Genomic DNA, 15,249 nt, shown 5'->3' on the forward strand with positions numbered 1-15,249 from the left:
GCGAGTCAGTGGGCGGCTTCGAGCCAGCGCTCGGGAATCTCGGTCCGCAGGACGTCGGTGGCAGTCCCGGTGTAGCCGTGCCACAGGTCGGCCATCGTGAACTTCACGACGTAGAACCATTCCGGCTTGGCATCGGGCCTGTCCCAGGTCTCGTCCTCGGCGGCGGGGCTCTCGTAGGCGACCGTCGCGATCTCGCCCGTCGCTCCGCGCACGTACTCGGGGGTGCGGGTGTAGAAGATCACCGGGAGATCGCGCACCACGACGGCGTCGCCGACTGTGAACTTCGGCTCGCCGGCAAGTCCGGCATAGACCTGCGGGTCGCCCTTGCCGACGGCGTGGATGTGATGTGCGTTGCGCTTGACCTGGGAACCGTCGCCCTCCGATTTGGGTTGTGCCTCAAGCTTTTTGCCACCAAGTCCGTCGGCGTAGCGGGCCTGTACCTCGGCCATGCGTTCGCTCAACTCCCCAAGGCTGATGTGGTGCTTCTCGACCAGAATGCGCGCGACGGACAGAAGCCAGCGACCGTAGTACGGCAGGCCGAGGTACTCGGCGCGCCCGACGTCGACATTGCCGATGCGACGTCGCTCCTCCGACAACCAGATCCCGCGCCAGGCCAGCACCTCGCAGATGACGTAGGTCAGCTCTTCCCACTGCTCGTACTGCTTGTTCTCGTACTTCATCGGCGCGTCCGGTTCGCCGCCGACGTCGTGGACAGGCTTGAGGTAGGCCTTGATCCGCGCATGGTCGAGCAGATCGGGCGTCGGGGCATCGGGAAGCTCAGGGAAGGCGGACTTGAGCCGCGCGACGAGCTCGAGCTGGGTGGCGCGTTCAGCGGCGGTGCTCATGGCAGTGCCCTTCGTCGGAACCCGAGACAGCTAAATACTCTCAACAAGCTGCTGCGATCGGGCGCGATTGACGGGAAAGCGCCCATCAAAAAGCCCACCCCGGCGGCGACTCCCGGGGTGGGCTCTTCGAAAGGTGTGTCAGGCGGTGCGGCGGATTCCGCGCTTGAGCAGAAGCTCGCGCTCGGATTCGCTCAGTCCGCCCCAGATGCCGTAGGGCTCGCCGACGGCGAGCGCATGAGAACGGCACTGTGCGATGACGGGACAGCGGCGGCACATCTCTTTGGCCCGCATTTCGCGCTGCGCGCGGGCGCGGCCGCGCTCGCCGTCAGGATGGAAAAACATCGATGATTCGACGCCCCGGCAAACTCCCTGCATCTGCCAATCCCAGATGTCAGCGTTCGGTCCCGGAAGCTGTTGCGGCTGTGGCAATGGAAGACCTCTCCCTCAGACCCGGTACGCATCACGGTGGATACGTGAGTCGTGGAACTAATCCGAGCACAGTCGCCGATGACCACTCGTGAAGACAACGTAGAAGGGCTTGCGAATTGTCGTCAATAGCCCCGCGGTGTGCTGAACCACATATCCGCAGGCTGAAAATTTACATCACGTTCATCGAAGTGATGTTTTGCCAACGGAACTGGTGCTAACGGGCGGTGATGTCGCTGTCGGTGACCATGGTTTCGGCTGCTCGCCACTGACGGGACCTGACATTCCTCTACGTTTGTCCGGTTGCCAGTTGATATGGCTGTAACAAGCGGTCCATCAACTGTTAACTAACGTGATTTCAAAAACACTCGGTGATTGATACCGTCGCGGTCCAATGAGCACGGAGCCTGCGAGTACCGCAAACGCAATCGAGGCCGCCGCCTTCCACAGCAACCCCGGTTCGTGGCCGTTGCCGCCCGCCGTCGACGCCCGCGCCCTGTGGCTGCGCGCGGTCGCCGCGGGCGGGCAGGGCCGCTACGCGACGGCGCTGGCCGACCTGGATCGGGTCCGCCGGACCTCGGGGGATGCGGTCGTCGCGTCGCTCGCGCTGAGCACTCGTGCGTCGTTTCTGCGTCAGCTCGGGTGGCATGACGTTGCTCGTCTGTGGGACGGCCGCGCGGCGGCGGTCGCGCAGACAGACGAGGCGCGGGCAGACGCGATGATCGGTCTCGCCGCCGACGCGCTGGGCGTCGGGCGGTTTGCCGCGTCCGCGCGTGCCCTGGAACGCGCGGCCGAATCCGTCGACGCGTCCGGGTCGCCGAGGCTGCCGATTCGACTGGCGTGGGTGTCGGCCGAGTTGGCGATGTTCTGTGGCGACGGTTCGACGGCCGTCGAGCACGCCGAACAGGGGGTGCGCCTGGCATCGGGTTTCGTGTCGGTGCGCCACGCTGTGAAGTCCCGAGTCGTCCTCGCGGCCGCGCTGTGCAGCGCCGGGGACCTCGCATCGGCTCGGCGCGAAGGCGACTCCGTGCTGGGTCAGGCCGAGGATGCCGGGCTCGTTCCGCTGCAGTGGGCGGTCGCCAGCCTGCTCGCCGATATCGGTTCCGATGAGCGGTCGGAAGCCGAGATTCTGGCTGTTCGTGACGTCAGTGCCGAAAAGGTGATCAAGAGGGGCGGCGTGTGGCGCCCGCGCTAACCGGATTGTGCCCATGTCTGTCGTTATTGTTTAGCTGACCGGCACCTTCTGGTGCCGACCTGCTGTAGCCACGTCCCTTCCGGGATGTGTGTTCCCGACGTAACGCTGGAGAGCCTGCTCACGATGACAATTTCGGGAGAACGTCTCGATGCTGTCGTTGCTGAAGCGGTGACTGGTGATCGGAACGCACTCCGGGAGGTGCTGGAGACCATCCGCCCCCTTGTTGTCCGGTATTGCCGGGCACGGGTAGGGACTGCGGAACGTAGCGGTCTCTCAGCTGATGACGTAGCTCAGGAGGTGTGCTTGGCCGCCATAACGGCGCTGCCGCGTTACAAGGATCAGGGACGACCATTCCTGGCCTTCGTATACGGGATTGCAGCGCATAAGGTTGCTGACGCGCACCGGGCAGCTGGTCGCAACCGGGCCGATCCGATGGATGTGGTCCCGGAGCGTTCCTCCGGTGAGGCCGGTCCAGAGCAGATGGCGATCGATTCCGAATCGTCGGCCCGAATGGCTGCCCTGCTCCAGGTCCTTCCCGAGAAGCAGCGCGAGATCATCATCCTGCGTGTCGTCGTCGGTATGAGCGCGGAAGAAACCGCGGAAGCCGTGGGCAGCACTGCGGGAGCGGTACGGGTGGCTCAGCACCGCGCGCTGTCTCGGTTGAAGGCGGAGATCGGTGCGTCAGGGCAGGGGCGCGACTATGCCTGATTTCGGACGGTGGAATGCCAGCGGCGGTGATCCTTCGCTCAACGAGATCAACCGGACCGACCAGTTCCTCGACGCGCTCGCCGCGCAGCAGCGGCCGTATGTGATCGATCGCGACGAGGCCGAGCTGGCGCAGTTGCTGGCGGGCTGGCGCGACGACGTGCGCGAAACGCCGATGGGGCACGTGCTGACTCCGCAGGATGCGGCGGCCGCGCTGGACCGCGTGACCAAGCCTGCGCCGAGGCGGCGGTTCTCGCTGGCGGTGGTCGGCTCGGCCGCGGCAGCGATGCTCGCGATCGGTGGCTTCGGCGCCGTGGTGGCCGGCTCCGGTCCCGGTGATGCGCTCTACGGCCTGCGCACGATGCTGTTCGGTGAGCAGCAGACGAAGACCCGTGACGACGCCGTGATCCTGGCCGCCCAGACGGAGATGCAGCAGGTGCAGCAGCTCATCGATCAGGGCGACTGGGCTGGTGCGCAGCAGAGGCTGGAAGCTGTCACGACAACGGTCGCAACGGTGAATGACTTTGAGCAGAAACAAGAATTGATCACTCAGTGGCAGGAGCTGACGGTCAAGGTCGAGGCTCAGGACCCTGTCGCCACGGTGGCCCCCGATGTTCCGCTGCCCACCTTCCCCGACATTCCGACCGAGCTGCTCGATCCCGCAACGGTGCCGCTGGCGCCGTGGGAGACCAGCTCGGGAACCAGCACCGAGACGACGCCGTCCACCCCTCCGTCATCGGGCACGTCGCCGGAGACGACGCCACCGTCCTCCGCGACGTCGGCACCCTCGAGCACCCCGTCGACATCGGTCGGCGCGACGCAGTCCTCGACGACGGCGCCGACAAGCACGGCGGCACCGACGACGACGGCACCGACGACGACGCGTTCGCCGTCGCCGACGTCCACGACTTCTACGGCGGCACCGACGTCCACGACGGCACCGACGACGACAACGCGTTCGCCGTCGCCGACATCGACGACGATCGTGGTTCAGTCGACTACGACGACGCGGGCGCCGCTACCGACGCCGTCTGCGGCTGTGCCGGCTCCGACGCCGACGGCCGCACCGATCCCGACGCCCGAGGCGCCGCTGCCGACGCCAGAAGCGCCGTCACCGACGGTCGCGTTGGTTCCGACGACGACAACGCCGGTCCTGCCGGGAGCGGATTCAGAGGGTTAGTAGAACCCCGAGGAATTCAGCTATCAGCGATAGCCGTCAGGCTCCGACGTGGCCTCGTTGAGTGAGGCGTCGGCGTAGCCGCGGCAGTAATCCCACGTGACGTAGGAGTCAGGCTCGGGATCGTAGGCCGGCTCGTGCGGGCGGACGGTCCCGTCGACGAGGAGCTGCAGCAGGTTCGCGCGCAGCATGTCCCAGTCGTGGTAGTGATCCTGCTGGCATTCGTCACAGCAGACGACCAGACCGCGAATTCCTTTGTGCGCCAGCAATGCCTCGTAGACAGCCAGGTCGGCCAGGTCGGCTTCGACGGCGGTACGTTCCTGCGGATCGAGCGGCTGTCCCGGCTCCAGGGCGTCGAGCGCCGCCGACGGATCACTCGGATCGTCGGCGAACGGATCAGGCGGCAATCCTGGTGGCAGGTGGTCTCGCACGCCCCCAGACTACGCAACCGCCCAGGTATCTCGCCAGCGCTCTCCCGGCACGTCGCGGGGAACAGAACCATCAGCTAGGAGCCGATAGGATGTTCCTTTCCAGGTGCACGGGAGGCTTCCTACATGTCGATCGCCGAAAGCAGCATCCCCATCGCCGTGCCGGTCCCCACCGGCGGCGATGATCCCACCAAGGTCGCGATGCTCGGGCTCACATTCGATGACGTGCTACTGCTGCCCGCCGCGTCGGATGTGATCCCCGCCACAGCAGACACTTCCAGTCAGCTCACCCGCCGGATCCGGCTGAAGGTGCCGTTGGTGAGTTCCGCGATGGACACCGTCACCGAGTCGCGGATGGCGATCGCGATGGCCCGCGCCGGCGGCATGGGCGTGCTGCATCGCAACCTGCCGATTGCCGAACAGGCCGGCCAGGTCGAGACAGTCAAGCGGTCCGAGGCCGGCATGGTGACCGATCCGGTGACGTGCTCGCCGGACAATACGCTCGCCGAGGTCGACGCGATGTGCGCGCGGTTCCGGATCTCCGGTCTGCCGGTCGTGGACAAGGACGGGCAGCTCGTTGGAATCATCACCAACCGCGACATGCGCTTCGAGGTCGACCAGTCCAAGCCGGTGTCCGAGGTCATGACCAAGGCCCCGTTGATCACCGCGCAGGAGGGTGTGTCGGCCGAGGCCGCGCTAGGCCTGTTGCGCCGCAACAAGATCGAGAAGCTGCCCATCGTCGACGGACACGGCAAGCTGACCGGCCTGATCACCGTCAAGGACTTCGTCAAGACCGAGCAGTTCCCGCTGTCGACCAAGGACAGCGACGGCCGGCTGCTCGTCGGTGCCGCTGTCGGCGTCGGTGACGACGCGTGGACGCGTGCGATGACCCTCGCCGACGCGGGAGCCGACGTGCTGATCGTCGACACCGCCCACGCCCACAACCGCGGCGTGCTCGACATGGTGCACCGGCTCAAGCTGGCCGTCGGTGACCGAGTCGACGTCGTGGGCGGCAACGTCGCGACCCGCGCCGCGGCCGCCGCCCTCGTCGACGCGGGCGCCGACGCAGTCAAGGTCGGCGTCGGACCCGGCTCGATCTGCACGACGCGCGTGGTCGCGGGCGTCGGCGCGCCCCAGATCACCGCGATCTTGGAAGCCGTCGCCGCGTGCGCTCCCCGCGGCGTTCCGGTGATCGCCGACGGCGGCCTGCAGTACTCGGGCGACATCGCCAAGGCCCTGGCCGCCGGTGCATCCACCGCGATGCTCGGCTCGCTGCTGGCCGGCACCGCGGAATCGCCCGGTGACCTGATCTTCGTCAATGGCAAGCAGTTCAAGAGCTACCGCGGCATGGGCTCGCTGGGCGCCATGCAGGGCCGCGGCGCTACCGGCAACCTGCGGGGCTCCTACTCCAAGGACCGCTACTTCCAGGACGACGTGCTGTCGGAGGACAAGCTGGTGCCCGAGGGCATCGAGGGCCGGGTGCCGTTCCGCGGCCCGCTGTCCACCGTCATCCACCAGCTCACCGGCGGTTTGCGCGCCGCGATGGGCTACACGGGCTCGCCGACGATCGAACATCTGCAGCAGGCGCAATTCGTCCAGATCACGGCGGCGGGGCTCAAGGAGAGCCATCCTCACGACATCACGATGACGGTCGAGGCCCCGAACTACACCACCCGCTAGGGTCTCAAGGGCCGAACAGGGGAGTCAGAACAATGCGAGACATGGTGGAAATCGGCATGGGCCGGACCGCCCGTCGCACCTACGAACTCGGCGACATCAACATCGTGCCGTCGAGGCGCACCCGGTCGTCGAAGGACGTCTCCACAGCGTGGCAGCTCGATGCCTACCGCTTCGAGATCCCGGTGCTCGCCCACCCGACCGACGCGCTGGTGTCGGTCGAGTTCGCGATCGAGATGGGCCGCCTCGGCGGGCTCGGCGTGCTCAACGGTGAGGGTCTGATCGGCAGGCACGCCGATGTCGAGGACAAGATCGCCCAGGTGATCGACATCGCCGAGAAGGATCCCGACCCGTCGGCGCCGACTCGGCTGCTGCAGCAATTGCATTCCGCGCCTTTGGATCCCGAGCTGCTCGGGGCCGCTGTCGCGCGGATCCGCGAGGCGGGCGTGACGACCGCGGTGCGCGTCAGCCCGCAGAACGCGCAGTCGCTGACGCCGACACTGGTGGCCGCCGGCATCGATCTCCTGGTCATCCAGGGCACGATCATCTCCGCGGAGCGGGTCGCCAAGGATCATGACGGAGCTGGCGAGCCGTTGAACCTCAAGACGTTCATCTCCGAGCTCGACATCCCGGTCGTCGCGGGCGGCGTGCTCGACCACCGCACGGCGCTGCATCTGATGCGGACCGGGGCCGCCGGCGTGATCGTGGGCTACGGGTCGACGTCCGGGGTGACGACGTCGGACGAGGTGCTCGGCATCAGCGTGCCGATGGCGACGGCGATCGCCGACGCGGCCGCTGCGCGCCGCGAATACCTCGACGAGACCGGTGGCCGGTACGTGCACGTGCTCGCCGACGGCGACATCCACACGTCAGGTGATCTCGCGAAGGCGATCGCGTGCGGTGCCGACGCCGTGGTGCTCGGCACCCCGCTTGCCATCGCGGCGGAAGCCCTTGGCGGCGGCTGGTTCTGGCCGTCCGCGGCGGCGCACCCGTCGCTGCCGCGTGGCTCGCTGCTGCAGGTGGCCGACGAGGAGCGCCCCTCGCTGGCGCAGGTTCTCGACGGGCCGTCCGACGACCCGTTCGGCTCGCTGAACCTCGTCGGTGGGCTGGCCCGGTCGATGGCCAAGGCCGGCTACTGCGACCTCAAGGAATTCCAGAAGGTCGGGCTCACCGTCGGAAGCTGACGCTCACTGCATGCTGCGCAGCGTGCGAGCGAGATAGTCGCTGACCAGTTCGGACCGGCCGGTCGATTCGTCGGTGGTGATCAGCAGCGCGTAGAGCCCGAGCAGGAAGTAGATCGCGCTGTTCATCGGCGTCACGTCGGCTGCGGTCTCGCCGCGCTGTCTGGCGTTCTCGATCTGATCGGCGACGAGGACGATGAGCGGATGGTCGTCACCATGCTCAGCTGGAGGGCGGGTCGGCGAAAAATGAAGCGCCAGAAAGTCTTTGAACAGCACTTCGCCCAGGCGGCGCTCGAGGCCGAGCGCCAGGTCGGCGGCCTCGCGCAGTTGGGCTGCGAGATCTTGATGGGTCTTGGCGAACGTCGCGAAGCGCTTGGCGATGCGGTCCTCTTCGCGGCGCTCGAGCTCGAGAAGCACGTGTTCCTTGGTGGGGAAGTGGAAGAAGAACGTGCCGTGGGCAACGCCGGCCGCCGCAACGATCGCGCCGACGTCGGCGTCCGCCATGCCGGCGCGCTTGAACTCGACGATCGCGGCACCGAGCAGCCGCTCTCGCGTCTGCAGGCGTTTTGCCTCGCGAGCTGTGATGCCTTGGGGGATTAGGGTCGCCTCTCTAGCAGGTTACCGACGGGTAAGTTCATACTGGTCCAATGAGTCCAGATTATGACGTGCTGATCATCGGCTCGGGGTTCGGCGGCAGCGTGAGTGCGCTGCGCTTGACGGAGAAGGGCTACCGCGTCGGCGTACTGGAGGCCGGCCGGCGCTACGCCGACGAGGAGTTCGCCAAGACGTCCTGGAACCTGCGGAAGTTCCTGTGGGCGCCACAGTTCGGCATGTACGGCATCCAGCGCATCCATCTGCTGCGTAACGTCATGATCCTGGCCGGCGCGGGCGTCGGCGGCGGCTCCCTGAACTACGCCAACACGTTGTATGTCCCGCCGGAGCCGTTCTTCAACGACCCGCAGTGGCGCGACATCACCGACTGGCGCGCCGAACTGATGTCGCACTACGACCAGGCCCAGCGGATGCTCGGCGTCGTCACCAACCCGACGTTCACCGACGCCGACCGCATCATGAAGGAAGTCGCCGAGGACATGGGCGTCGGCGACACGTTCGTGCCCACTCCGGTGGGTGTGTTCTTCGGGCCCGACGGTGAGAAGGCACCGGGCAAGACCGTCCCCGATCCGTACTTCGGCGGAGCCGGTCCGCAGCGCACCGGCTGCATCGAGTGTGGTTCCTGCATGACCGGATGCCGATTCGGCGCGAAGAACACGCTGCTGAAGAACTACCTCGGGCTGGCCGAGAAGGCCGGTGCACGCGTCCATCCGCTGACGATGGTGACCAGCTTCGAGCAGCGCCCCGACGGGGTGTGGGAGGTGACGACGGCACGCACCGGCGGCAAGCTGCGTCGCCGCCGCAAGACGTTCACCGCCAACCACGTCATCCTGGCCGCCGGCACGTACGGCACCCAGAAGCTGCTCTTCAAGATGCGCGACCGCGGCAAGCTCCCGAAACTGTCCGAGAAGCTGGGTGTGCTCACCCGCACCAACTCCGAATCCATCGTCGGCGCGGGCCGGTTGAAGGTCGGCGACGATCTCGACCTGACCCACGGCGTCGCGATCACGTCATCGATCCACCCCACGTCCGACACCCATGTCGAGCCCTGCCGCTACGGCAAGGGCTCCAACGCGATGGGCCTGCTGCAGACGCTGATGACCGACGGCGCCGGGCCGCAGGGCACCGATGTCCCGCGCTGGAAGCAGCTGCTCGACCTGGCGCGCGAGGACCGCAAGGGAACGTTGCGGCTGCTGAACCCGAGGCGCTGGAGCGAGCGCACCATGATCGCGCTCGTCATGCAGAACCTGGACAACTCGATCACCACGTTCACCCGCAAGACCAAACTCGGCTTCCGCATGCTCGACAGCAAGCAGGGCCACGGTGAACCGAACCCGAGCTGGATCCCCGCCGGCAACGAGGTGACCCGCCGCATCGCCGAGAAGATCGACGGCGTGGCGGGCGGCACCTGGGGCGAGCTGTTCAACATCCCGCTGACCGCGCACTTCCTCGGCGGCGCCGCGATCGGCGACAGCCCCGACGCGGGCGTCATCGACGCGTACCAGAGGGTGTGGAACTACCCGACGCTCTCGGTGGTCGACGGTGCCGCGATCTCGGCGAATCTCGGTGTCAATCCGTCTCTTTCGATCACGGCGCAAGCCGAGCGCGTCGCATCGCTGTGGCCGAACAAGGGCGAAGAGGATCTGCGCCCGGCCCAGGGTGAGCCGTATCGGCGGCTGTCGCCGATCGAGCCGGCCCACCCCGTGGTGCCGGCCGATGCCCCCGCCGCGCTTCGCAGAATCCCTATCGAACCGGTCAGCTCGGCGGGCTAAATGCTGCACCGGCGGCGGGCGCGCAAGCTCATCGATCGAGCGCAGCCGTTCGCCGCCGAGCCGCTCGCAGCTGTCGCGAACTTCACCTGACGCCGTTCCGAGTGGGTACTCGTCGGTGCAGGGGCGACACGGCTGTGGATCATCGAGGCGAACCGGACGCGCACAGTGGGACCGATCCCGTTGGGGTCTTGGCGGGCAATCAGATTCGAGCTACCCGACCGAGAGCCCGTGGTGCTGCAGCCGTTCGGGCGCGAAGTGCACGCTCTGATGGAGGCGTGGCTGGCTTCGAGGTGATGGAGAAGGTTACCGAAGCGGCGTCGGTGCTGTGGCGGCGCGAATGAGGCACCACATTTCGCGGCCGGACACGATGACATCGGTGATGCTGCCCTCGGGCGGCGGCCCGGCGCCGTTCTCCGTGTCGATGACGACGCTGATTTCCACCTCATCGCCGATATCGGCCATCACGATCCGTGCCGACGTCGCAGCACGATCGAGGACGTGGGACAACGGCTCGATCAGTGCGGAGATCTGGCTGTCGTCGAGATCGGGGAGCGCACCGGACAAGTCGGTGGCCACGTCGACATGCCGAGCCTCGGCTGCATCGATGAGCGGCCGGATCGCCTGCGTCAGCGGGTGATCGAAGGTGGCGGCCTGGTCGAAAAGTGCCCGTAGTCGCCGGCATTCGGCACGCGCCCGGCGCTGCATCGCCGGATCGACGTCGCCACCGCGACCGAGCTCCTGCAGAAGGGGCACGACATTGTCGACGATGGTCGCGTATCGCCGCTGATACTCGCCTTGTAGCGCCTGCGAGATCCGGTCGCGGGTGAGGAGCCGGCGGCGCTCGCCGTCCTCCTGCTCGACCACCGCCGCTGCTTCGCGCATCAGTCCGGCGAAGGCCAGCGCGAAGAGTTGCACACCGAGAATGCTTGCGCTGCCCAGACCTATGTTGACGAGGATTTCCGGCGAGGGATCGCGGACCAGGAGCACGACGCTGTTGGTCACCCAGAGTCCGGTGATGATCGCACCGCCGGCGCCGGTGGGCAGGGACAGGAGGAGCGGCAGTACGCACCAGCCTATTGCGCCCTGCGCCCAGTGCGCGTAGCCGAGGACATCCGACTGGGGAAGCAGCGCGGGTTGGGCGACCGCCACCGCCACGATCGCGGCGCCGGCCGGCCACGCGTATATCCAACGCTGCCAGAGGATTCCGGGCACAGCGGCAAGGGTGGCAAGCCCGGCGATGGCGCCGAGGACGGTGTCCTCGGGTCGAACCGTGACGGCGAGGTTCACCACCGCGTACACGGTGAGAGCGAGGCCGTAACGGGTCCGGGTCCTGTCGATGAGACGATCGGGGTCGACCTTGATGGTTGCGGCGACAGATTGTGTTGGCACCCAGCTTAATTCGGTTGTCGTCCCTGACCCGGGTGCGGATCTGATCCTTGCGTGGCCGCCGGCACGCGCCATACGCCGGCGGATCGAGTCGTCGATGCCGTGGCCGTGGTGCGGCTCGTCGGGATCGAACCCGACCCCGTCGTCGGCGAGGGCGACGGCCGCGTCGGAGACGGTGACCGTCAGAAGCGACGCCCGGGCATGCCGGTCGACGTTCGTCATCGCTTCCCGGGCGGCAGCTATCACGGGGTGGGCCTGCTCTCCGGGCAGCCACAGCAGTTCGCAGCCCGTGAATCGCACCGGAGTCATTAGGTGGCTGGCGCATTCACGCAGGGCGGCAACGAGTTCCACGCGCGGCGGCGGAGCCACCCAGGCGCCCTCGTTGAGAAGGTCCAGGTCGCGGCGTGCCTGGGCGGCGAGTCGGCCGGAGGGGAGTGGGAGGCCCTGGCCGACCATCAGCAGCGTCGATGCGGCGGTGTCGTGAAGCAATGCCAGTTGTTCGTGTTCGTAGTCGCGGACCGCTACGGATACCTGTCGGGCCACCTCGGCTTCAGCGCGGTCGCGGCGCGCCGTGTCGATGGCACCGGCAACGCGCAACAACATGAATCGGATGATCGACGCCGTCGCGCATTGGACTGCGAAGTAGTACAGCGCCGTCACCGATGACAGGGATTCCCACCCGATGACCTGCGCGGCGCCCGTCGCGTAGGCCGCCGCGATGCCGAGGGTCATCGGGATGCTCACCGACACCGACACGGAGACACAGATGCTGATCACCGCGGTTCCGGCGATGGCCTGCGGAGCGGTGTTCGACATGAAGAAGTCGGTGGCCGGCGCGAGCAGCGGGATGGCCAGGCACACCGCGAGCGTCAGCGCGTAATCCGCGGCGAGGGGTATGGCGTTCTGAGAGCGGGTGAGGAGCCGGTAGCCGGACCATGCGGCGAGTGCAACGAGTAGCCACTTGCCCGCGGGAACGGCCAGCGAGCCGGGGTCGGCGAGCGCGATCAGCGCTACCCCGAGATTGATGCTGCCGCGCATCAGCAGCCCGACCATGGCCGCCCGGCTCATCAGCTGATAGCGGGCGGCCGGCCCCTCGATTGTCGCCACGGCCCTCCCCAGTGCCCACGCGCGTCGCCGAAGCGTCGGTCGAACGTATCAATTCCCGACGTCGACTTTCACTCTCTGCGAGCCGCTTCCTAGGCTCGACTGGAGCTGGAATGTACGGAGAAATTGACGTTTGTGCAATTTCAACGAGTGTTTGTCTCGCGTTGAACTACGCGCTGCGATTAAATACGCGCAGGGGAGCAGACACCTGTCTCACGGGTGTCTAGCAGGGGGAGGTGTGGGGGGATGTCCCGCGAGGGAACTGCGCGGCCGGTGCGTATCGCGATCATCGACGATCACGATGTCGTGCACGCGGGAATTCAGGCATGGTGCACGGAGGCCGACCCTCCCATCGCCCTCGTCGACAGCTTCATGCGGCCGGGCGAGTTCTTCGACAGCCATCCGGATTCGGCCGGCGACGACGTCGACGTGGTGCTGCTCGATCTGCAGATCGAAGGCAACCGGCCCGACTTCGAGACGCTGGCGAAGCTCGCCGACACCGGCAGGCGAGTGATCGTGTATTCGCACATCACCACCGACGAGGTCATCCTGTCCTGTCTCGACCTGGGGGCGGTGACCTACCTGGTCAAGTCGGAGGGCAAACGGCACCTGATCGAGGCGATCCATTCCGCGCACACCACAACGCCCTACGTCGGCCCGCGGATGGGCAAAGCCATGCTCAACGACAGCACGATGGGCCGTATCAAGCTGACCGACCGCGAGAAGCAGGTGCTCATCGCGTGGTTCCAGACCGAGAGCAAGGACCTCGTCGCCAAGCGACTGTTCATCGCGCCGACGACGGTGCGGACCCACCTCCAGCGGGCCCGGGCCAAGTACGCCAGCGTGGGGCGCTCGGCATCGACCAAGTCGGCCCTGCTTGCGCGGGCCATCGAGGACGGCATCCTGAGCCTCAAGGATCTCGGCTAGCTGTGTCGACCTGAAAGGTTCATTCGTTCGGCCGACAGACAGCGCAGCGGCGCGTGGTTAGCGTGTGCAGTGCTTGGGGGAGCCGATGTGGTCACCGGAAGCGCAGGTGAGGTGATCGGCGGCAAGGGGGTTCGCCGAATGCTCTGGCGCTCCGGTGATCACGTTGTCCCTGGGCCTTAACTACACTGACCCGGTGGAATCAGCAGCTCCCCGTCCCGTGTTGGTCGTCGACTTCGGCGCGCAGTATGCGCAGCTGATCGCACGCCGCGTTCGTGAGGCGCGGGTGTTCTCGGAAGTCGTTCCGCACACCGCCAGTGTCGAGGAGATCAAAGCCCGCAATCCGCGGGCCGTCGTCCTGTCCGGCGGGCCGGCGAGCGTCTACGCCGACGGGGCGCCGCGGCTCGATCCCGCGCTGTTCGACCTCGACATCCCGGTGTTCGGCATCTGTTACGGCTTCCAGGCGATGGCGCAGGCGCTCGGTGGCACGGTCGCCCACACCGGCACCAGCGAATACGGTCGTACCGAGTTGAAAGTCGCTGGCGGGGAACTGCATTCCGAGTTGCCCGCGACGCAGCCGGTGTGGATGAGCCATGGCGACGCGGTCACCGCGGCGCCCGACGGCTTCGATGTGGTGGCCACCAGTGCCGGTGCGCCTGTCGCCGCGTTCGAGAACCGGGAGCGGCGCCTGGCCGGCGTCCAGTACCACCCCGAGGTCATGCACAGCCCGCACGGCCAGCAGGTGCTGAGCCGCTTCCTGCACGACTTCGCCGGCATCGACGCCACATGGACGCCCGCCAACATCGCCGACGCCCTCGTCGAGCAGGTTCGGACGCAGATCGGCGACGGACGGGCCATCTGCGGGCTCTCCGGTGGTGTCGACTCCGCCGTGGCGGCCGCGCTGGTGCAACGCGCGATCGGTGACCGGCTCACCTGTGTGTTCGTCGACCACGGGTTGCTCCGCGCCGGTGAACGGGCGCAGGTGCAGCGCGATTTCGTCGCCGCGACCGGGGCCAAGCTGGTGACCGTCGACGTGGCCGACCGCTTCCTCGAAGCGCTGTCCGGGGTGACCAACCCCGAAGGCAAGCGCAAGATCATCGGCCGCGAGTTCATCCGCGCGTTCGAAGGGGCGGTCCGCGATGCACTGGGCGGAGCCGACGGTGATGTCGAGTTCCTCGTCCAGGGCACCCTCTACCCAGATGTGGTGGAGTCCGGTGGCGGTTCCGGGACGGCCAACATCAAGAGTCACCACAATGTCGGCGGCCTGCCCGAGGACCTGAAGTTCGGCCTCGTCGAGCCGCTGCGGCTGTTGTTCAAGGATGAGGTCCGCGCGGTGGGACGCGAACTCGGGCTTCCCGAGGAAATCGTTGCCCGCCAACCTTTCCCGGGTCCCGGGCTCGGGATCCGGATCGTCGGGGAGGTCACCGCTGAGCGGCTCGATACGTTGCGGCGCGCCGACGCGATCGCGCGGGAGGAACTCACCTCGGCCGGACTGGACCACCAGATCTGGCAGTGCCCGGTTGTTTTGCTGGGCGACGTCAGGTCGGTCGGTGTGCAGGGCGACGGCCGCACGTACGGACATCCGATCGTGCTGCGCCCGGTGTCGAGCGAAGACGCGATGACGGCCGACTGGACACGGGTTCCCTACGAAGTGCTGGAACGTATCTCGACGCGGATCACCAACGAGGTGCCGGAGGTAAACCGGGTGGTCCTGGACATCACCAGCAAGCCGCCGGGCACCATCGAGTGGGAGTGACGGGCACGGATCACGTTGGGCTCCAAGCCCTCCCGTGGTAGTGAGAGCTCTCTAGATCAGC

13 protein-coding genes are annotated in these 15,249 nt (G+C 67.1%); 8 read left to right on the forward strand and 5 right to left on the reverse strand.

Features of this window, described 5'->3' with window-relative positions; translation table 11 throughout:
- Positions 1 to 5 precede the first annotated feature (5 nt).
- Together P9A17_RS05615 and P9A17_RS05620 are read right to left on the reverse strand one after the other, a co-directional pair.
- Positions 6 to 845 (reverse strand): nitrile hydratase subunit beta, encoded by an 840-nt coding sequence (locus P9A17_RS05615; RefSeq protein ID WP_278037594.1) that lies wholly within the window; start codon positions 843 to 845, stop codon positions 6 to 8.
- A 138-nt stretch (positions 846 to 983) separates the two neighbouring features.
- Positions 984 to 1,274: a WhiB family transcriptional regulator gene (locus tag P9A17_RS05620; RefSeq protein WP_278037595.1), complete on the reverse strand. Its 291-nt coding sequence runs from the start codon at positions 1,272 to 1,274 to the stop codon at positions 984 to 986.
- Between the two features lie 391 nt (positions 1,275 to 1,665).
- On the opposite strand from P9A17_RS05620, the gene P9A17_RS05625 reads away from it, so the two are divergent.
- The 3 genes from P9A17_RS05625 (at position 1,666) to P9A17_RS05635 (ending at position 4,351) form a co-directional block, all read left to right on the forward strand.
- Complete coding sequence (locus P9A17_RS05625) at positions 1,666 to 2,466, forward strand: hypothetical protein (RefSeq protein ID WP_278037596.1); 801 nt, start codon at positions 1,666 to 1,668, stop codon at positions 2,464 to 2,466.
- Between the two features lie 123 nt (positions 2,467 to 2,589).
- Positions 2,590 to 3,174: a sigma-70 family RNA polymerase sigma factor gene (locus P9A17_RS05630; RefSeq protein WP_278037597.1), complete on the forward strand. Its 585-nt coding sequence runs from the start codon at positions 2,590 to 2,592 to the stop codon at positions 3,172 to 3,174.
- On the forward strand, positions 3,167 to 4,351 hold the full coding sequence (locus P9A17_RS05635; RefSeq protein ID WP_278037598.1) for an anti-sigma-D factor RsdA: 1,185 nt from the start codon (positions 3,167 to 3,169) through the stop codon (positions 4,349 to 4,351). Before P9A17_RS05630 ends, P9A17_RS05635 begins: the two co-directional genes overlap by 8 nt.
- Before the next feature lie 23 nt (positions 4,352 to 4,374).
- Here the strand turns inward: P9A17_RS05635 and P9A17_RS05640 are convergent, their stop codons facing one another.
- A complete protein-coding gene (locus P9A17_RS05640; protein ID WP_048630151.1) occupies positions 4,375 to 4,779 on the reverse strand; it encodes a DUF5319 domain-containing protein in 405 nt (134 codons plus the stop codon).
- A 123-nt stretch (positions 4,780 to 4,902) separates the two neighbouring features.
- Between P9A17_RS05640 and guaB the strand changes: the two genes are divergently transcribed.
- Positions 4,903 to 6,456 (forward strand): IMP dehydrogenase, encoded by a 1,554-nt coding sequence (guaB, locus tag P9A17_RS05645; RefSeq protein WP_278037599.1) that lies wholly within the window; start codon positions 4,903 to 4,905, stop codon positions 6,454 to 6,456.
- Between the two features lie 41 nt (positions 6,457 to 6,497).
- On the forward strand, positions 6,498 to 7,637 hold the full coding sequence (locus tag P9A17_RS05650) for a GuaB3 family IMP dehydrogenase-related protein (RefSeq protein ID WP_278037600.1): 1,140 nt from the start codon (positions 6,498 to 6,500) through the stop codon (positions 7,635 to 7,637).
- A 3-nt stretch (positions 7,638 to 7,640) separates the two neighbouring features.
- On the opposite strand, the gene P9A17_RS05655 is transcribed toward P9A17_RS05650, so the two are convergent.
- Entirely contained in the window at positions 7,641 to 8,231 is a 591-nt protein-coding gene (locus P9A17_RS05655) for a TetR/AcrR family transcriptional regulator (RefSeq protein ID WP_278038616.1), read from the reverse strand.
- Between the two features lie 50 nt (positions 8,232 to 8,281).
- On the opposite strand from P9A17_RS05655, the gene P9A17_RS05660 reads away from it, so the two are divergent.
- Positions 8,282 to 10,018, forward strand: a complete 1,737-nt coding sequence (locus P9A17_RS05660) for a GMC family oxidoreductase (RefSeq protein ID WP_278037601.1) — start codon at positions 8,282 to 8,284, stop codon at positions 10,016 to 10,018.
- Positions 10,019 to 10,321: 303 nt separating this feature from the next.
- Here P9A17_RS05660 and P9A17_RS05665 read toward each other — a convergent pair whose 3' ends face one another.
- Positions 10,322 to 12,511, reverse strand: a complete 2,190-nt coding sequence (locus P9A17_RS05665; RefSeq protein ID WP_278037602.1) for an ATP-binding protein — start codon at positions 12,509 to 12,511, stop codon at positions 10,322 to 10,324.
- Between the two features lie 243 nt (positions 12,512 to 12,754).
- On the opposite strand from P9A17_RS05665, the gene P9A17_RS05670 reads away from it, so the two are divergent.
- Both P9A17_RS05670 and guaA read left to right on the forward strand, forming a co-directional pair.
- Positions 12,755 to 13,435 (forward strand): response regulator, encoded by a 681-nt coding sequence (locus P9A17_RS05670; protein ID WP_278037603.1) that lies wholly within the window; start codon positions 12,755 to 12,757, stop codon positions 13,433 to 13,435.
- Between the two features lie 193 nt (positions 13,436 to 13,628).
- A complete protein-coding gene (gene guaA, locus P9A17_RS05675; protein WP_278037604.1) occupies positions 13,629 to 15,188 on the forward strand; it encodes a glutamine-hydrolyzing GMP synthase in 1,560 nt (519 codons plus the stop codon).
- The last annotated feature ends 61 nt before the right edge of the window (positions 15,189 to 15,249 follow it).

The organism is Mycobacterium sp. 236(2023) (genome assembly GCF_029623955.1).
Taxonomy (GTDB): Bacteria; Actinomycetota; Actinomycetes; order Mycobacteriales; family Mycobacteriaceae; genus Mycobacterium.